At 70.2% G+C, this 18,440-nt stretch carries 16 protein-coding genes and 1 pseudogene; 8 read left to right on the top strand and 9 right to left on the bottom strand.

Features of this window, described 5'->3' with window-relative positions:
• Nucleotides 1–44 precede the first annotated feature (44 nt).
• From narI to ACK5IN_RS09470, 4 genes are read right to left on the bottom strand one after another with little or no spacing between them, the layout of a single operon-like run.
• Nucleotides 45–824, bottom strand: a complete 780-nt coding sequence (gene narI / locus ACK5IN_RS09455; RefSeq protein ID WP_416895938.1) for a respiratory nitrate reductase subunit gamma — start codon at nucleotides 822–824, stop codon at nucleotides 45–47.
• Nucleotides 824–1,471 (bottom strand): nitrate reductase molybdenum cofactor assembly chaperone, encoded by a 648-nt coding sequence (gene narJ, locus ACK5IN_RS09460; protein WP_416895939.1) that lies wholly within the window; start codon nucleotides 1,469–1,471, stop codon nucleotides 824–826. Before narJ ends, narI begins: the two co-directional genes overlap by 1 nt.
• Nucleotides 1,468–3,147, bottom strand: a complete 1,680-nt coding sequence (gene narH / locus ACK5IN_RS09465) for a nitrate reductase subunit beta (RefSeq protein WP_416895940.1) — start codon at nucleotides 3,145–3,147, stop codon at nucleotides 1,468–1,470. The genes narJ and narH overlap by 4 nt, the downstream gene beginning before the upstream one ends.
• Nucleotides 3,147–6,848, bottom strand: a complete 3,702-nt coding sequence (locus ACK5IN_RS09470) for a nitrate reductase subunit alpha (RefSeq protein ID WP_416895941.1) — start codon at nucleotides 6,846–6,848, stop codon at nucleotides 3,147–3,149. The genes narH and ACK5IN_RS09470 overlap by 1 nt, the downstream gene beginning before the upstream one ends.
• A gap of 59 nt (nucleotides 6,849–6,907) precedes the next feature.
• Between ACK5IN_RS09470 and ACK5IN_RS09475 the strand changes: the two genes are divergently transcribed.
• The 7 genes from ACK5IN_RS09475 to ACK5IN_RS09505 all read left to right on the top strand — a co-directional run bounded on the left by ACK5IN_RS09475 (nucleotide 6,908) and on the right by ACK5IN_RS09505 (nucleotide 13,901).
• A complete protein-coding gene (locus tag ACK5IN_RS09475) occupies nucleotides 6,908–7,972 on the top strand; it encodes an LLM class F420-dependent oxidoreductase (RefSeq protein ID WP_416895942.1) in 1,065 nt (354 codons plus the stop codon).
• Between the two features lies 1 nt (nucleotide 7,973).
• On the top strand, nucleotides 7,974–9,356 hold the full coding sequence (locus ACK5IN_RS09480) for an MFS transporter (RefSeq protein WP_416895943.1): 1,383 nt from the start codon (nucleotides 7,974–7,976) through the stop codon (nucleotides 9,354–9,356).
• Nucleotides 9,331–9,627, top strand: a complete 297-nt coding sequence (locus tag ACK5IN_RS09485; protein ID WP_416895944.1) for a hypothetical protein — start codon at nucleotides 9,331–9,333, stop codon at nucleotides 9,625–9,627. The genes ACK5IN_RS09480 and ACK5IN_RS09485 overlap by 26 nt, the downstream gene beginning before the upstream one ends.
• Nucleotides 9,628–9,659: 32 nt before the next feature.
• A complete protein-coding gene (menC, locus tag ACK5IN_RS09490) occupies nucleotides 9,660–10,724 on the top strand; it encodes an o-succinylbenzoate synthase (protein ID WP_416895956.1) in 1,065 nt (354 codons plus the stop codon).
• 308 nt (nucleotides 10,725–11,032) lie between these two features.
• Nucleotides 11,033–12,235 (top strand): cation:proton antiporter, encoded by a 1,203-nt coding sequence (locus tag ACK5IN_RS09495; RefSeq protein ID WP_416895945.1) that lies wholly within the window; start codon nucleotides 11,033–11,035, stop codon nucleotides 12,233–12,235.
• A gap of 4 nt (nucleotides 12,236–12,239) precedes the next feature.
• The gene (locus tag ACK5IN_RS09500; RefSeq protein WP_416895946.1) at nucleotides 12,240–12,734 is read left to right on the top strand and encodes a glutaminase; all 495 of its coding nucleotides are present in this window, start codon (nucleotides 12,240–12,242) and stop codon (nucleotides 12,732–12,734) included.
• 57 nt (nucleotides 12,735–12,791) lie between these two features.
• Nucleotides 12,792–13,901, top strand: a complete 1,110-nt coding sequence (locus ACK5IN_RS09505; RefSeq protein WP_416895947.1) for a 5-methyltetrahydropteroyltriglutamate--homocysteine S-methyltransferase — start codon at nucleotides 12,792–12,794, stop codon at nucleotides 13,899–13,901.
• 22 nt (nucleotides 13,902–13,923) lie between these two features.
• Here the strand turns inward: ACK5IN_RS09505 and ACK5IN_RS09510 are convergent, their stop codons facing one another.
• Nucleotides 13,924–14,658: a glutamine amidotransferase-related protein gene (locus ACK5IN_RS09510; RefSeq protein WP_416895948.1), complete on the bottom strand. Its 735-nt coding sequence runs from the start codon at nucleotides 14,656–14,658 to the stop codon at nucleotides 13,924–13,926.
• A 24-nt stretch (nucleotides 14,659–14,682) separates the two neighbouring features.
• Nucleotides 14,683–15,429 (bottom strand): LysR family substrate-binding domain-containing protein, encoded by a 747-nt coding sequence (locus ACK5IN_RS09515; protein WP_416895949.1) that lies wholly within the window; start codon nucleotides 15,427–15,429, stop codon nucleotides 14,683–14,685.
• A gap of 150 nt (nucleotides 15,430–15,579) precedes the next feature.
• On the opposite strand from ACK5IN_RS09515, the gene ACK5IN_RS09520 reads away from it, so the two are divergent.
• Entirely contained in the window at nucleotides 15,580–15,978 is a 399-nt protein-coding gene (locus ACK5IN_RS09520; RefSeq protein ID WP_416895950.1) for a DUF1304 domain-containing protein, read from the top strand.
• 27 nt (nucleotides 15,979–16,005) lie between these two features.
• Here ACK5IN_RS09520 and ACK5IN_RS09525 read toward each other — a convergent pair whose 3' ends face one another.
• The 3 genes and pseudogenes from ACK5IN_RS09525 to ACK5IN_RS09535 all read right to left on the bottom strand — a co-directional run.
• A complete protein-coding gene (locus ACK5IN_RS09525; RefSeq protein ID WP_416895951.1) occupies nucleotides 16,006–16,413 on the bottom strand; it encodes a transferase in 408 nt (135 codons plus the stop codon).
• 256 nt (nucleotides 16,414–16,669) lie between these two features.
• Nucleotides 16,670–18,046 (bottom strand): aspartate aminotransferase family protein, encoded by a 1,377-nt coding sequence (locus ACK5IN_RS09530; protein ID WP_416895952.1) that lies wholly within the window; start codon nucleotides 18,044–18,046, stop codon nucleotides 16,670–16,672.
• A 17-nt stretch (nucleotides 18,047–18,063) separates the two neighbouring features.
• Nucleotides 18,064–18,246 (bottom strand): annotated as a pseudogene (locus tag ACK5IN_RS09535) (methylmalonate-semialdehyde dehydrogenase (CoA acylating)); the annotation flags it as partial.
• Nucleotides 18,247–18,440 lie beyond the last annotated feature (194 nt).

The following is an 18,440-nucleotide window of genomic DNA, read 5'->3' on the forward strand; positions in this document are numbered from 1 at the left end:
ACGAGCCGACTGGCGGCACGCCGCCTGACCGGGCCGCACACGAGTCAGCGGCCGCTGCGGCGCGACCGTTCGCCCTTGCGGGTGGACACGCGGTCGGGGGTGCCGATCGGCTCCCACCCGCGACGCACATCGCCCGTCGCCGTGGGCCCGCCGCCACGCGAGCGGTACACGATGTATGGGCGGAACAGATAGTGGATCGGCGCGGTGAAGGCGTGCACGAGCCGTGTGAACGGCCAGACGATGAACAGCGCCATGCCCACGAGCGTGTGGATCTGGAACTCGAGCGGTGCGGCCGACATCGCCGCGATGTCGGGCTGGAAGACGAACAGCGAACGGAACCACGGCGCCACGGTGTCACGGTAGCTGAGGTCGTGGTGCGGGCCGATGACGCTCAGTACGGTCGTCGCGAGCCCCGTCAGCAGCGCCAGCAGCAGCACGACGTACATCGACTTGTCGTTCTTCGTCGTGGCCATGAAGACCGGTCCGGTCGTGCGCCGCCGGTACACGAGGATGACGATGCCTCCCAGGGTCGCGATGCCCGCGACCATGCCGAGCCCCAGCGCGGCGAGGTGGTACATGTCCTCGGTGACGTGCAGGGCCTCGGTCCAGGCCTTCGGGATGACCAGACCCACGAAGTGGCCGATCACCACCACCAGCAGACCGTAGTGGAAGATGGGCGACCCCCACCGCAGCAGCCGAGACTCGTACAGCTCGCTCGAGCGGGTCGTCCACCCGAACTGGTCGTAGCGGTAGCGCCAGATGAGCCCGCCCACCAGGATCACCACCATCATGTACGGGAGGATGCCCCACAGCACGATGTCCATCAGCGACCTCCCGTCACAACTGGAGCCGTCATCGCCGGCGCCGCCATCGGCAGCAGTCGCGGATCGTACGGGTCGAGCCCGACCGACTCGCGCGGCGGGCCGGTGGTGGCCAGCGCCATCGCCTGCTGCCGGTCCTGCGGCGACGCCCCCGGGAGGGTGGCGCACACCGCGGCGAGGACGCCCGCGTACGGCGAGTCGCGTTCGACCAGTGCAATGCGGATGAGTTCGAGGCTCGCCCGGTACTCCTGCAGCAGCGCGGCGCCCTCGTCGGGGCGGCTGCTGGCGAACTCGAGCACGAGTGGCAGGTGGTCGGGCAGCTCGCCGGTCAACGACGGGTTCAAGCCCGCCGCGCGGTAGCGCTGCGTGAAGTCGACGAGCACCTGCCCGCGCCGGCGAGTATCGCCATCGGTCCAGTACGACAGGTACAGCGCGTGCCGCTTGGACATGTCGAACACGTCGACATACGCACGCTGAACGTCCTCGGTCGGGGTCTGCTCCCACCAGTCCAGCAGCGGTGCGAACGCGGCGGCCGCGCGCGGTGCCGATTCGTCCAGCGCGCGGCGCACGATCCCACGTAGGGCGAGGGTGTCGTCGTCGGGATAGTTCAGGACGACGGAGGCCGACCGGTACACCACCGCACGGTTCATCTCTGGGCCTCTTCCTCGGCCTGCTTCGGCGGGAACAGTCCCGCCGGGGCGCCGTTGCCGTCCCAGTTGAGCAGGTTCACCCGCCCGCGCAGCTGCTCGGAGCCCGCGGGCCGATCGGCGGTCTGTCGAGCCTTCAGCGCCTGGAACGTCTCCACCGCCACGGGAGCGGGCGTGCCGCTGCCCTCGCCGAACGGGCCCGACTGCATCTCATACGCTCCGCCGTCGAAGTCGAGCGAGCAGCCCAGCTCCTCCAGTTCGTGCGCCTGCTCGTAGTGCGCCGTGGGGATGACGTACCGCTCGTCGTACTTGGCGATCGCCAGCAGCCGGTACATCTCGTACAGCGTCTCGCCGTCCATGCCCACCGACGCGGGGATCGACTCGTCGGTGTCGTTGCCCAGCGTGATGTCGCGCAGATACGCGCGCATGGCGGCGAGTTTGCGCAGCACCTCGGTGACCAGGTCCGTGTCTCCGGCGGTGAACAGCTCGGCGAGGTACTCGACCGGGATGCGCAGCGCCTCGATCGCGCCGAACAGCGTGCCGGGTGCCTCGGCGTCGTGCCCCTGTTCGGTGAGCAGGTCGACGATGGGCGACAGCGGCGGAATGTACCAGACCATCGGCATCGTGCGGTACTCGGGGTGCAGCGGCAGCGCGACGCGGTACTTCTTGGCGAGGGCGTAGACCGGCGAGCGGCGCGCCGCATCCATCCATTCCTCCGGGATGTCTCCCTGCGCACGCGCCGCCGCGATCACCTCGGGGTCGTTCGGGTCGAGGATGAGGTCCATCTGGGCCTCGTACAGGTCCTGCGGGTCGGGCGTCGACGCCGCTTCGGTCACCTTGTCGGCGTCGTAGAGGAACAGCCCGAGGTAGCGCAGGCGCCCCACGCACGTCTCGGAGCACACCGTCGGCAGCCCGACCTCGAGCCGCGGGTAGCAGAGCGTGCACTTCTCGGACTTGCCGGTCTTGTGGTTGAAGTAGATCTTCTTGTACGGGCATCCCGTGATGCACTGCCGCCAGCCGCGGCACTGGTCCTGGTCGACGAGCACGATGCCGTCCTCGGCGCGCTTGTAGATCGCGCCCGAGGGGCACGATGCCATGCACGACGGGTTCAGGCAGTGCTCGCAGATGCGCGGCAGATAGAACATGAACGTCTGCTCGAACTCGAACTTGATCTTGTCCTCGGACTCCTGCCGCACCTTCGCGACGATGGGGTCGAGGTGACCGAGCTCGCTCGCACCGCCGAGGTCGTCGTCCCAGTTCGCCGACCACGTGATCTTCATGTCGTCGCCGGTGATGAGCGACTTGGGCCGCGCGACGGGGAAGTCGTCGCCCAGCGGCGCCTCGGTGAGCGTGCGGTAGTCGTACGTCCACGGTTCGTAGTAGTCCTCGAGCTTCGGCTGCACCGGGGCAGAGAAGATCGTCAGCAGCCGGGCCAGGCGCGACCCGGTGCGCAGCTTCAGCCGCCCGCGCTTGTTGAGGGTCCACCCGCCCTTCCACTGCTCCTGGTCCTCGTAGCGCCGCGGATAGCCCTGGCCGGGCCGGGTCTCGACGTTGTTGAACCACACGTACTCGGTGCCGGCACGGTTCGTCCACGCCTGCTTGCAGGTGACCGAGCACGTGTGGCACCCGATGCACTTGTCGAGGTTCATCACCATGCCCATCTGGGCCATGACGCGCATCAGTACGTCACCTCCTGGCTGCGGCGGCGGATGGTCGCAACCGCGTCGCGCTGGTTGCCGGTCGGCCCCAGGTAGTTGAACGCGTACGACAACTGCGCGTACCCGCCGATGAGGTGCGTGGGTTTGACGAGCAGCCGGGTGGCGGAGTTGTGGATGCCGCCGCGGCGCCCCGTCGCCTCGGACTTCGGCACGTCGATCGTGCGCTCCTGCGCGTGGTACACGTAGACGACCCCCTCCGGCATGCGGTGAGAGACGATCGCCCGCCCCACGAACACGCCGTTCGAGTTGACGCACTCGACCCAGTCGTTGTCCTTGACCTCGACGGCGGCGGCGTCCTGCGGACTCATCCACACGGTCGGACCGCCGCGCGACAGCGACAGCATGAACAGGTTGTCCTGGTATTCCGAGTGGATCGACCACTTGCTGTGCGGGGTGAGGTAGCGCACCACCACCTGCTGACGCCCATCCGGCCCGAGCTTCGGCTCGCCCAGCAGCCGGTGCAGGTCCAGCGGCGGCCGGTAGACGGGCAAGGCCTCGCCGAGGTCACGCATCCAGTCGTGGTCGAGGTAGAAGTGCATGCGCCCGGTGAGGGTGTGGAACGGTTTGTCGCGCTCGATGTTGACCGTGAACGGCGCATAGCGCCGACCCCCGGTCTCGGAGCCCGACCACTCGGGCGACGTGATCACCGGCTGCGGCCCGGCCTGGGTCATCTCGAAGGTGATGTGCTTCTCCTCCGACCCGCGGGCGAGGTCGGCCAGCGGCTTGCCCACGCGCCGTTCGAGCTGTTCGAAGCCCTGCACGGCGAGCTCGCCGTTGGTCGTGCCCGAGAAGGCCAGGATCGCCTCGGCGAGCTTCTCGTCGGTGTCGATCGCGGGGCGGCCGTCGGCGGCGCCGCCGAGCATCACACCGTTCTTGCGCGCGACGCTCTCGACCGGCGCAGTGAGCTCGAAGGTGACGTTCTTCGTCGTGAGCCCGAGCGTGTCGGCCAGCGGACCGACGGCGGCCAGCTTGTCGGCGATGGTCGTGTAGTCGCGCTCGACGATCGCGACACCCGGCATCGTCCGGCCCGGGATCGGGTCGACCTCACCGCGGGTCCAGTCGCGCACCACGCCACCCGGCTGCGCCGTCTCGTCGGGGGTGTCGTGCTGCAGCGCGGTCGTGACCAGGTCGCGGCGCACACCCAGATGTGTCTTGGCGAGCTGCGAGAGCTGCCGGGCGATCGCGTGGAACATGTCGAAGTCGCTGCGCGCCTCCCACGGCGGATCGATCGCGGGGGAGAACGCATGCACGAACGGATGCATGTCGGTCGACGAGAGATCGTGCTTCTCGTACCACGTGGCCGCGGGGAAGACGACATCCGACAGCAGGGTCGTCGACGTCATGCGGAAGTCGGCCGACACGAGCAGGTCGAGCTTGCCGTGCGGGATGTCGTCGCGCCACACGATGTCCTGCGGACGCACGGCGGCCTCGTCGGAGGCCATCACGTTGTTCTGGGTGCCCAGCAGGTGCTTCAGGAAGTACTCGTTCCCCTTCGCAGACGAGCCCATCAGATTCGACCGCCACACGGTGAGCAGCCGGGGCCACGACGAGGGCGCATCGATGTCGCTGATCGCCGGGGTCAGTGACCCGTCCTGCAGCCGTGCGGTGACGTAGCCGCCGGCATCCATCGCCTCACCGTTCTCGACGGCCACGGCCGCCTCGTCGGCCAGGTCGAGCGGGTTCTTGTCGAACTGCGGGTAGAACGGCATCCAGCCGAGCCTGGCCGACTGCGCGATCGTGTCGGCCGTGTGCATGCCGGTGAGGTTGCCCTCGGCCAGCGGCGACGCCAGGGCGTCGGCCGCATAGCCGTCGTACCGCCACTGGTCGGTGTGCATGTACCAGTACGAGGTGCCCGGCTGCGTGCGCGGCGGGCGCGCCCAGTCCAGGGCGTTGGCCAGCCCGTGCCAGCCGGTGATGGGACGGCACTTCTCCTGGCCGACGTAGTGCGCCCAGCCGCCGCCGTTGCGGCCCATCGCGCCGGTGAGGATCAGCAGCGCCAGCACCGCGCGGTACGTGGCGTCGCCGTGGAACCACTGGCAGATGCCCGCACCCATGATGATCATCGAGCGCCCGCCGGAATCGATGGAGTTCTGTGCGAACTGGCGTGCGGTGCGGATGCACGCCTCGGCCGGCACGCCCGTGATGTCCTCCTGCCACGCGGGTGTGTACGGGTTCTCGGCGTCGTCGTAGCCCGTCGGCCACTCGCCGGGGAGCCCCTCACGGGCGACGCCGTACTGCGCGAGCATGAGGTCGAGCACCGTCGTCACCAGCCGCCCGTTCACGCGTGTGGCCGGAACCCCGCGGCGCAGCACCGCCCCCGTGCCGTCGGGCGCGTCGAACCGGGGCAGCAGCACCTCGACGGGCTCCTCGGTCGTCTTCGCATCGCGCACCGACAGCGCCGGCACGATGTCGCCGAGGTCGAGATTCCACTGGCCCTCGCCCGCATCCGCGTAGCGGAACCCCAGGGAGCCGGTGGGCACCCGCGGCGCACCGCTCGCGGCATCCATCACCACCGTCTTGAACGCATCGTCCTTGTCCTGCGCGCCGAGGTCCGCCGCGGTGAGGAACTTGCCCGGCACCAGCCCGCCGTCGGCGTGCGGCGTGAGCGTGATCAGGTGCGGCAGGTCGGTGTACCGGCGCACGTAGTCGACGAAGAACGGCACCCGCTTGTCGACGTAGTGCTCCTTGAGCATGACGTGCCCCATCGCCATCGCGAGCGCACCGTCAGTGCCGGCCTGACAGGGCAGCCACTCGTCGGCGAACTTGGTGTTGTCGGTGTAGTCGGGGCTCACCGACACGACCTTCGTGCCCCGGTAGCGCACCTCCGCCATGAAGTGCGCATCGGGCGTGCGGGTGATCGGCACGTTCGACCCCCACATCATGAGGTATGTGGCATCCCACCAGTCGCCGGACTCGGGAACATCGGTCTGATCGCCGAACACCTGCGGGCTCGCCACCGGCAGGTCGGCGTACCAGTCGTAGAAGCTCGTCATGACCCCGCCCACCAGCTGGGTGAAGCGCGTGCCGATGCAGTGGGACACCATCGACATCGCCGGGATCGGCGAGAACCCCGACACGCGATCGGGGCCGTACTCCTTGATCGTGTGCACATAGCCTGCCGCGACGAGCTCGGTCGCCTCCTGCCACGTCGCGCGTACGAGGCCGCCCTTGCCGCGCGCTCGCTGGTACGTCTTACGGCTCTCGGGGTCGGTGGAGATCTCGTGGAACGCCTCGACCGGGTCCAGCCCGCGGGCCTTCGCGGCGCGGTACGCCTCCAGCAGCACCCCGCGCACGTACGGGTAGCGCACGCGCGTGGGGGAATACGTGTACCACGAGAACGCCGCGCCTCGCGGGCAGCCGCGCGGCTCGTACTCGGGGCTGTCGGGGCCGACGCTCGGGTAGTCGGTCTCCTGCGTCTCCCACGTGATGATGCCGTCCTTGACGTACACCTTCCACGAGCAGGAGCCCGTGCAGTTCACGCCGTGCGTCGACCGCACGATCTTGTCGTGGCTCCAGCGGTCGCGGTAGAACACGTCGCCCTCGCGCCCGCCCTTGCGGAACGCAGCCCGATGATCGGGCGTCTCGTCCCAGCGGGTGAAGAACTTTCCGACGGCCAGCAGGGCGTCAGAAGCGGGACCGTCGACTCCGATGGCAGGCGTCATGCTTTAGACACTAGACGAGAGCTTCAGCGTCGTGAAAATCGCCGACGATCGGGTCGGACGTGGATCGGAAGGCGCGGGTGCAGGTGGCGGCGGATGCCGACCTCGTCGTGTTCGATCCGGCCACCGTCGCACCGCGCGGCGGGTACCGTGAGCTGCGTCCGTCACGCGGGTTTGAGCATGTGATCGTCGGTGGTGTGCGCACCGTCATGGACGGGCGCGGACCGAGGCGATGCCCGGGGCGGGTGTCAGAGCGGGTCGGTAGAGTCGAGCCCGTGCAGTCCACGGTTCACTCGGCATCCCTGTCCCATCCCGCCTCCGGGCGTCCTGTGCGCATCGGCGTGCAGCTCTCGCCGCAGCACGCCACCTATGCGCAACTGCGCGATGCGGTGCTGCGCGCCGAGGACCTCGGCGTCGACGCCGTCTTCAACTGGGATCACTTCTTCCCGCTCACCGAGCCGCTGGACGCCCCGCACTTCGAAGCGTGGACGATGCTCGCCGCGTGGGCCGAGCAGACCGAGCGCGTCGAGTTCGGTCCGCTGGTGAACTGCAACTCGTACCGCAACCCCGACCTGCAGGCCGACATGGCGCGGACCATCGACCACATCTCCGCGCACGGCACGGGTGTCGGCCGGTTCATCTTCGGCACCGGATCGGGCTGGGCCGAGCGCGACTACCTCGAGTACGGGTACGAGTTCGGCACCGTCGGCAGCCGGCTCGATGCGCTCGCCGCCGATCTGCCCCGGGTGCGCGCGCGGTGGGAGAAGCTCGACCCGCCACCGACGCGCCGCATCCCGGTGCTCATCGGCGGGCAGGGCGAGCGCAAGACGCTGCGCCTGGTCGCGCGGCACGCCGACATCTGGCACACGTTCACCAGGCTCGACGACCTGCCGCGCAAGATCGGCGTGCTGCACGACTGGTGCGCGCGCGAGGGGCGCGACCCGGCCGAGATCGAGCTGTCGACCGGGTTCACCCTGCGGCGTCCGCTGCAGATGACCGACGACCTGCTGGATGCCTGGCACGCTGTGGGTGTGCGACTGGTGATCCCCTCACTGGACGGGCCCGACTACGATCTCTCGATGGTGAAGCCGTTGCTGGAGTGGCGCGACCGGGTGAACGAGAGCTGACATGAGCGCCGACGTCTCGGACCGACTCGACCGGCTGCCGTTCACGCGACGGCACCTCAAGGTGCTCACCGGCTCGGGCATCGGGTGGGCGCTCGACGCCATGGACGTCGGGCTCATCTCGTTCGTCATCGCCGCGCTCGCGGCACAGTGGCAGCTCACCGGCAACGAGACCGCGTGGATCGCTTCGATCGGCTTCATCGGCATGGCCATCGGCGCGAGCCTGGGCGGCCTGCTCGCCGACAGGTTCGGGCGGCGTCAGATCTTCGCGGTCACACTGCTCGTCTATGGGCTCGCGACGGGGGCTTCGGCGCTCGTCAGCGGGCTCGTGGCGCTGCTCGTGCTGCGCTTCCTCGTCGGGCTCGGTCTGGGCGCCGAGCTGCCGGTGGCCTCGACGTTCGTGAGCGAATTCGCCCCCGCGCGCATCCGCGGCCGGGTCATCGTCATCCTGGAGGCGTTCTGGGCCGTCGGGTGGACGGCTGCCGCCCTCATCTCATTCTTCGTGATTCCGGCATCCGAAGCCGGGTGGCGCTGGGCGCTGGCCATCGGCGTGATCCCCGCGGTGTGGGCGATCGTCGTGCGCTGGGGTCTGCCCGAGTCGCCGCGCTGGCTCGCACGCCGTGGCCGCACCGCCGATGCCGATGCGGTCGTGCGCTCGCTCGAGGCTTCGCCCGCGCTGTTTCGCGCCGGAGCGCGCGAGGCGAGCGCGGCTGAGGCCGCGGCGGCGGAACGGATGCCGGTGCCGGCCGGTACGGACGAGGCATCCACTCTGCATCCGACGACCGTCGGCAGCCGGGTCGCCGCTCTGTGGGTGCGGGAGTTCCGCATGCGCACGGCGTGCCTGTGGCTCGTGTGGTTCTGCGTGAACTTCTCGTACTACGGGGCGTTCATCTGGATCCCGTCGATCCTCGTCGCGCAGGGGTACGACCTCGTGCGGTCGTTCGGGTTCACGCTCATCATCACGCTGGCGCAGCTGCCCGGGTACGCCGTGGCGGCATGGCTCATCGAGGTGTGGGGCCGGCGCCTCACGCTCTCGGCGTTCCTGGCGGGGTCGGCCGTGTGCGCGGTGCTGTTCGGCACCGCGGGCGCCGAGTGGGCGATCATCGCCGCCGGCATGGGGCTCTCGTTCTTCAACCTCGGTGCGTGGGGCGCGCTCTACGCCGTCACCCCCGAGATGTACCCGACGTCGCTGCGGGCGACCGGGTCGGGGTGGGCCGCCGGCGTCGGACGCATCGCGTCGATCATCGCCCCGCTGGCGGTGCCGCCGCTGCTCGCCCTCGGCGGGGCTCCGGTGCTCTTCGTCGTGTTCGCGGTGTTCTTCGTCGTCGCGGGCGCCGCCGCGTGGGGCCTCGTCGACAAACGTGGCCTGGCTCTCGACGACCGCTGATCTTCGTTCCGCCCGAGCTGCTGCGCGCGCTGGGCAAGGCTGGCAACGACATCGTCGGGCGTTCGCCGGCGACCATGCGACGCGGCCCGACCGGGCATCCGTCGCCGTCCCCACCGATATCGAGACGCTGCGTGCCACCGACCCGGGCCGCGCCCGCGACTGGCGGCGCGAGGTGCGCGAACAGCTCAGGTCGCTGCTGGAGCGCGGCGGCCGTATCGTCGGATTCGACCGCGAAGACGGATATCTCGTCGACCTGGAGGAGGCACAGTGAACATCGAGGGCTTCGAGCTGCGACGGGTGGCGATGCCGCTCGTCTCCCCGTTCCGCACATCGTTCGGCACGCAGACCGAGCGCGACATCCTGCTCGTGAAGGCGGTCACCGGTCATGCCGAGGGCTGGGGCGAGTGCGTCACACTGCCCGACCCGATCTACTCGCCCGAGTACACCGAGGGCGCCGTCGACGTCATGAAGCGATTCTTCATCCCCGCGATCGCCGGCGTGCGCGACGCGAATGGCGTCGGTGAGGCGCTGCAGCACTTCAAGGGGCACCGCATGGCGAAGGCGGTGCTCGAGATGGCGGTGCTGGATGCCGAGCTGCGCGCCGAGGGACGCTCGTTCGCCCGCGAGCTCGGCGGTGTGCACGAGACCGTGCCGTGCGGAGTGTCGGTGGGCATCATGGACTCGGTGCCGCAGCTGCTCGACGCCGTCGGCGGCTACCTCGACCAGGGCTACGTGCGCATCAAGCTCAAGATCGAGCCCGGGTGGGACGTCGACGTCGTGCGCGCCGTGCGCGAGCGCTTCGGCGACGACGTGCTGCTTCAGGTCGACGCGAACACCGCGTACACGTTGCGCGACGCGCGGCACCTCGCCGCGCTCGACGCGTTCGATCTGCTGCTCATCGAGCAACCGCTCGAAGAGGAGGACATCGTCGGGCACGCCGACCTCGCCAAGATCGTGCAGACCCCGATCTGCCTCGACGAGTCGATCACGTCGGCCCAGACTGCGGCGGCCGCCATCCGTCTGGGCGCGACGAGCATCATCAACATCAAGCCGGGGCGCGTCGGCGGCTATCTCGAGGCGCGCCGCATCCATGACCTGGCCGCGGCGGCCGGTGTGCCGGTGTGGTGCGGCGGCATGGTCGAGTCGGGCATCGGCCGGGCGGCGAACATCGCGCTCGCGTCGCTTCCCGGCTTCACCCTGCCCGGCGACGTGTCGGCGAGCGACCGGTTCTACCGCACCGACATCACACCGCCGTTCGTCATGGAGGACGGCCACCTGCCGGTGCCCACGGGCCCGGGCCTCGGCGTCGCCCCGATTCCGGAGGTCCTCGAGGAGCTGACGACCGCGGTGGAGTGGCTTCCGGTCTGACATGCGTGCGGGTATGAGCCAGCACGGCGGTCGAGCCTGGGGCGTGTGCTCGACGACCTCGGTCTCACGCTGCTCGAGGTCGCCGTGCGTACATCGGCGGCGTCGTCATCCACGATCCCCTCCCCTCTCCTCCGCTCCCCTCTCCTCCCCTCGCCGCCACCGCCACCGAAAACTCCTGATCTGGGGAGGACAGGACGGTGGATGCCGGAGGCATCCTGTCTACGCCAGATCAGGAGTTTTCGTCACGGGCGGCGGGCGTGGGGAGGTGCGAACGTCGTGGGGCGCCCCGCGACGATACTCTGATCGTCGTGACGTCAGAACTGATCGGCGGACTGGTGCTCATCGCACTGGTCGCCGTGCTCGCACCCCTCATCTCCCGCGGTGTCGCGCGATGGGCGCGGGTGCCCGTGCTCGTGTTCGAGCTGGTGCTCGGCATCGTCATCGGGCCCGCCGCGCTGGGGTGGGTGCAGCCGGGCGAGGTGCTGAACGTCCTGGCCGACTTCGGGCTGGCGATGCTGTTCTTCATGGCCGGCAGCGAGATCGACTTCGCTGGCATCAAGGGGCGCCCGCTGCGCCGCGCGTCGCTGGGCTGGCTGATCGGCATCGCAGCCGGCGCGGCCATCGGCCTGCTGATCGCTCCGGGCGATGCGGCGATCATCATCGCCATCTGTCTGAGTTCGACCGCCCTCGGCACTCTGCTGCCGATCCTGCGCGACGCCGGCGAGCTGCGCACGCCGTTCGGTCGCTCGGTCTCCGCGATCGGCGCTGTCGGCGAGTTCGGTCCGCTCATCGCGATCTCGGTGTTCCTCAGCGCACGGCAGCCGGGGGCGTCGACGCTCGTGCTGCTCGGATTCGTGGCAGTGACCGGCGCGCTGATCATCTATGCCCTGCGCAGCGAGCACGGGCGGCTGCACCGGTTCGTGCGAGCGACCCTGCACACCTCGACGCAGTTCGCGGTGCGCGTGGTCGTGCTGATCCTGGTCGCCCTGGCCGTGCTGAGCATCGCACTCGACCTCGACATGCTGCTGGGCGCATTCGCGGCGGGGGTGATCTGGAGCCTGCTCATGCGCGATGCGCCCGAGCACGACCGGGAGGTGGTCGAGACCAAGGTCGAGGGCATCGCCTTCGGGTTCCTCGTGCCGATCTTCTTCATCTACACGGGGGTCACCTTCGACGTCGCGGCGCTGTTCACCGACTGGCGCATCACGGTGCTCGTGCCGGTCTTCCTGGTGCTGCTGCTGATCACGCGCGGGTTGCCGGCGCTGCTGGTCGCCCCGCCGAGGTCGAGCACACGCGACAAGGTGTCGCGGGGCCTGCTCGCCGCGACCGGTCTGCCGGTCATCGTCGCGGCGACCAGCACCGGCCTCGACCTCGGCTTCATCGAACCAGGGCTGGCCGCGGCGCTCGTGGGCGCAGGCATGCTCTCGGTGCTCGTGTACCCGCTCGTCGCGATGGCGGTGCGCGGCGAGTCCGAGCGCGGCGCGGCCGTGCGGTTCACGAGCGATGAATGACCGGATGCCTGCGGCCGACGTGCGTGCACTGCTCGCCGCGGCACGGGCCCGCCTGACCGGGGCGCCGCGCGAGGTGCTGGGCCAGTGGGCCACGCCGGGACGCCTGTTCCGGCGGGCACCGCGCATCACCCCGGTGGGCTCGGCATGGCGACTGGGCGTGCTGCTGCTGCCCGCCGGCACCGACGACGTGCTCGCCGTCGGCGAGGCGCTGCGTGCCGAGCCCGAGGTGCGCCGTGGGTACACGGCGGTGTCGGCGCGAGAGCGCGCCGCCACCCGCGGCGCGGCGGTGCGCGGCGGCATCGCGGCGGGTGAGACGGTGCACGTCGGCTGGCACCGCATCGACCTCGACGCGGTCGGGCGGGGCGAAGCATCCGGCCCCCTGCAGCTCGTCGACGGCATCGCGATGATCCAGTGGACCGCCGGGGGCGGGCTCATGCCCCTCGCCGCATATCTCGACGAGCGCGTCGTGCTGCTGACCGATCCGTCCACCCGCGCGTGAGTGTCGCTGGATGACACGCGGTTCTGCCGTGCACGGGCACAGGTCTAAGGTGTCAGGGTGACTGTGAACCCGCCGTACCGCGCCGACATCGTCGGCTCGTTCCTCCGCCCCGAGTCCGTCAAGAACGCCCGCGTCGACCTCGCCGACGGCCGTATCGACGCCGCAGCCCTCGCCGCGGTCGAAGACGCCGCCATCGCCGACCTCGTGCGCCGGCAGGCCGACAACGGGCTGCGCCTGGCCACCGACGGCGAGTTCCGCCGGTCGTGGTGGCACTTCGACTTCTTCGGGATGCTCGACGGCGTCGACATCGTCGAGCTCGACCACGGCATCCAGTTCCAGGGTGTGCAGACCAAGCCGCGGGGGGTGGAGCTGACCGGCCGCATCGCCTTCAGCGACACGCACCCGATGCTGCAGCACTACCGCGACCTGCAGGCGCTGCTGGCCGAGACCACGCACGCACAGCCCAAGTTCTCGATCCCCGCGCCCACGGTGCTCGACTTTCGCCTGGAGCCCGATCACCTGGGCCCGTACGACGACCGCGATGCCTACCTCGACGACCTCGTGCAGGCCTACCGCGACGCCGTGCAGGCCTTCTACGACGCCGGCTGTCGTTACCTGCAGTTCGACGACACCGCGTGGGCGTACCTGTGCTCCGACGACGAGCTCGCCAAGGCGGCGGGCCGTGGCATCCAGGTCGACGGCCTCGCCGAGCGCTACGCCGCCCTGCTGAACCGCGTGCTCGCAGGGCGGCCGGACGACCTCGTCGTGACCACGCATGTGTGCCGGGGCAACTTCCGCTCGACGTGGATCTCGTCGGGCGGCTACGAGCCGGTGGCCGAACAGCTGCTGGGGGCCGTCGACTACGACGGCTACTTCCTCGAGTACGACAGCGAGCGCGCTGGCGGGTTCGAGCCGCTGCGGTTCCTGCCCGAAGGGGACCAGACGGTCGTGCTGGGGCTGGTCACGACCAAGACCGGCGAGCTCGAAGACGTGGATGCCGTCAAGGCCCGCATCGACGAGGCATCCCGCTTCGTCCGCCTCGACCAGCTCGCGCTCAGCCCGCAGTGCGGGTTCGCCTCGACCGAAGAGGGCAACGAGCTGAGCGAAGAGCAGCAGTGGGCCAAGATCCGCGAGGTGGTAGCCATCGCCGACGACGTCTGGCGCTGAACCGGCGCCGGCACGAGCGCCGTCAGTGCGAGCGCACCCGCTGCGCGAAGCCGTGCAGGATCCGGTGCGGTTCGGACAGGGATGCCGCCCGCACCCGTGCCGCGATCGCGTCGAAGTCGCCGGAGTCGAAGTACCCGTCGTCGCGGTACACCGCCATGCGCTCGGTGAACGCCTGCGCGGTCGGCTCGGGGTGGAACTGTGTCGCGTAGAGGTGATCGCCGACGCGGTACGCCTGCACGGGGCATCCGTCGTTCGTCGCCAGCAGCACCGCACCCGGCGGCGGTGCGCCCGCTCCCTCCTTGTGCGCCGTGAGGGCGCTGAAACGCGTGGCCAGGGCGCCGAGGATCGGGTCGCGCTCGCCGTCGGCAGTCAGCTCGATCACGACCGGGCCGGTGTCCTCGGGGAAGGCGCGGGTGACCTCGCCGCCCAGCAGGCGAGTCACGACGCCGATGCCGTAGCAGGTGAACAGGGCGTGGGTGCGCTGGTCGGCGGCCTCCCGTGCGATGCGCTCGAGGTCGGTCTCCAGCGACCGCTGCGCCTCCGTCTTCGTCGACTCGGGGTCGGTGACGTTGAACGGGCTGCCCCCGACGACGAAGCCGCCCCAGCGGTCGAACGCGTCGCGCGGCAGACGCTCGCGCACGAGGTCGATGCGGTCGAGGTCGGCCGGGTCGAGGTCCGCCGCGGTGCGGAACGACTCGTACTCGGCGGCGGCGGCGCCCTCCTGCGGGCGCGCACATACGTACAGCAGGCGGCTCATGGCCCGATTCTAGGCGGCTGCGCGTCAGCGGGAGCTGTTGGCGGTGCGGCCGCGGACGATGCCGACGAACGTGTCGACGTCGGGCGTCGTCGCGTCGGCGGGCCAGGCCAGCGCGATGGTCGATGCGGGGGCGGCGCGCAGCGGCCGATACTCGGTGTCTCGACGATGGTGCAGGCGTGCGAGCGACATCGGCACGATCACGACCCCGACGCCGGTGGCGACGGTCTCGATCGCATCGCCCGTGGTCTGCGGGGCATCGAACACGGGTGTGACCGCCCAGTCCGGCAACGGCAGGGCGAGGACGTCGTCGCGCGGCACGATCACGACTTCGCCCGAAAGGTCGGCTGCGTCGAGTTCCTCCGCCGCGGTCAGGTGCGAATCCGCCGAGACCACGACGACCGTCACCTCGTCGTACAGGGCGATCACGTGCAGCCCCTCGCGGTCGATGGGCAGTCGCACCAATGCGGCATCCACGTCTCCGGCATCCAGCGCTGCGCGCTGATCTGCGACGGCCAGTGGCACCAGTTCGAGCGCATTGGGACGCCGCTCGTGCCAGCGGTCGACCCACCTGCCCGGGGCGGTGCCGGGCACCACGCCGAGCCGGAACGGGCCGGCCGGTGCCGACGGCGCTGCGGGTGCAGCATCCACTCGCCTTGCGGCGACGTTCTTCTTCGCGCCGGCCCCTGCCCCCTTGGCACCGGGCTTCGCGCCGGCCCCGTGCCCTCTGGGCCTTTGGCTGCGCCGCGCCGCGCCGCCCCTGCCCTTCGCCATGGCACCACGTTACTTGCCGTCGCAGCCGGCAGTAATGCAGGCTGAGTCGCACCCGACCCACCCACGTGCGCGGCGCACGGCGCGATCCAGCCTGCGCTATTGCCCGCCGCACCGGTCGCCATCGATGGACGGCGCCGCTACGGTGAGACCATGATCGGAATCATCGCGACGGTGTGCGCGGCGCTCGCTGCCCTGCTGCACGTGTACATCTTCGTGATGGAGAGCGTGCAGTGGACGCAGCCGCGCATCTACCGTCGGTTCGGCGTGGCCACGCAGGAGCAGGCCGAGATCACCAGGCCGCTCGCCTACAACCAGGGGTTCTACAATCTGTTCTTGGCGCTGGGCACGGTGATCGGGCTGGTGCTGCTCTGGGGCGGTCCCGACGGACAGGCGGTGGATGCCGCGGGCCGCGCGCTCACGCTGTTCGCCTTGGGCTGCATGGTCGCCGCGGCGCTCGTGCTGCTCACGACGGGCGCGAAGTATCTGCGCGCGGCGCTCATCCAGGGCACGCTGCCGCTCATCGGCTTCGTACTGCTGCTTTTCGCGTAGTCCCGCGCGCACCCGCGCTGCAGCGCCTCAGGCCGCCAGCCAGAGCCCGCGGCGGTCGGTGGCGATCGCGTCGCCGGGGGCGATCGTCTCGTCGTCGCCGATCAGGGCGGCTGCGGCCACGCGCGCGCCGTCGCCCACCACGGTGCGGACGCCGATGTGCGCCTTCGGCCCGACGGCCGATCCGACCCCGATATGGGCGTGAGCGTCGATGCGGGCGTTCTGGCCGATCACGGCGTCGCGCTCGATCCAGGCACCTCGCGCGATCACGGCTCCGGGCGCGATCTGCGCGCCCGGTTCGACATACGCGCCCGCCTCGACGGTGGCCGTCGCATGCACCTTCGCGCCGTGCGCGATCAGACCGCGCCCCTTCGCGTGCTTGCGATAGCGCAGCGTCTCGCCGCGGTCGTCTTCGATGTCGATGTAGTTCTTGCCCACGAATCCCTCCGCATACGGAACATTGCGATGCTGAATACGGGTACAACCACGAACCGAGGAATTTCATTCCCGCCGGGGCTCCGGGTCGTCGAGGCCCGTGATTTCCGGTCGCGGGACGTGAGAGGCGATCACGACCCACGCGTCGGGGAAGGCGTTCGAAGGCATCGGCGAGGTGCGGGATGCCGTGGCCCCCTACCGTCTCGTGCTCACCCATACCGCGCATCTCGCGGCGGTCAAGGCCTTCGCTGAGGCATGATCACTCGGCGTAGCCGTCGGCGACGTCGAGCGCCCGGTCGATCACATCCAGCCCGCGCACGAGCTCGTCCTCGGTGATCACCAGCGGCGGGGCGACGTGTGTGCGGTTGAAGTGCACGAACGGCCACACACCGTCGTTCTTGCACGCGGCGGCGAACGCGCCCATGGGCGCGGCATCCGATCCGCTCGCATTGAACGGCACGAGCGGCTCGCGCGTCTCGCGGTTGCGCACCAGCTCGATCGCCCAGAACAGGCCGGTGCCGCGCACCTCGCCGACAGAGGAGTGCTTCTCGGCCATCGCCGCCAGGCGCGGGGCGACGACGCGCGCGCCGAGGTCGCGCACCCGCTCGAGGATGCCGTCGCGCTCGAACACCTCGAACGTCGCCACGCCGGGGGCACACGCCAGCGGGTGGCCCGAGTAGGTGAGGCCGCCCGGGAACACGGCGGTGTCGAAGTGCGCGGCGACCCGGTCGGAGATCACGACGCCGCCCAGCGGCACATAGCCCGAGTTGACGCCCTTCGCGAAGGTGATGAGGTCGGGGGCGGCATCCCACGCCTGGAACGCGAACCACTCGCCGGTGCGACCGAAGCCGACCATGACCTCGTCGGCGATCCACAGGATGCCGTACCTGTCGCACAGCGCGCGCACGCCCTCAAGGTATCCGGGCGGCGGGATGAGAACACCGTTGGTGCCGACGACCGACTCGATGATGATCGCACCGATCGTCGACGCGCCCTCGAGCACGATGGTCTGCTCGAGGTGCTGCAGCGCGCGCTCGGTCTCCTCCTCGGGCGTGGTGGCGTGGAACGCCGACCGGTACAGGTACGGGCCGAAGAAGTGCGCCACCGAGCCGTCGCCCGGCTCGTTCGCCCACCGGCGCGGGTCGCCGGTGAGGGTGATCGCCGTCGAGGTGTTGCCGTGGTAGCTACGGTACATCGACAACACCTTGCGCTTGCCGGTGACCACCCGGGCCATGCGCACCGCGTTCTCGACGGCGTCGGCGCCGCCGTTGGTGAAGAACACCTTGTCGAACCCGTCGGGCGCGACCTCGGTGATGCGCCGGGCCAGCTCGCCGCGCACGTCGTTGGCGAGCGCCGGCTGGATGGTGGCGAGACGTCCCGCCTGCTCCTGGATCGCGCGGACGAGGTCGGGATGCTGGTGCCCCAGGTTCAGGTTCACCAGCTGCGACGAGAAGTCGAGGTAGGTGTTGCCCGCGTAGTCCCAGAACGTCGAGCCCGCACCGCCGGCGACGGGCATCGGATCGATCAGCGCCTGCGCGCTCCATGAGTGGAAGACGTGCGCCCGGTCGTCGGCGCGCACCCGCGCGTCGGCGACGGAGTCGGCGGTGGAAGCCTGTGCGGCCAGCGTGTCGGTCATGTCGATGCTCCTGTACCTCAGTCGTTCTGCGGGAACCCGAGGGTGATCCCGCCGTGTGCCGCGGGGTCGAGCCAGCGGCTGGTGATCGCCTTCTCGCGCGGGAAGAAGTCGAACCCATGAACACCGTACGCCTGGGCGTCGCCGAACATCGAGGCCTTGGACCCGCCGACCTGCACCTCGTTCTGGAAGCGGCGGGCGGCGGGACGGCACCGCGGGTCAGAGGTTGGCGACCCGGATCAGCACCTTCCCGACCGGGCGGCCCTGCACGGCGTCGTGTGCGGCGGCGGTCCGCTCGAGCGGGAACCCCGTGAGCGGAAGTCCGGTCTCGGCGCCGGAGCGCAGGATGCCGTCGCCCAGTGCCGCGGTGATGTCGTCCACCGCGGCGGCCCACGCC

The sequence above is a fragment of the Microbacterium sp. genome (genome assembly GCF_047971895.1).
GTDB lineage: Bacteria > Actinomycetota > Actinomycetes > Actinomycetales > Microbacteriaceae > Microbacterium.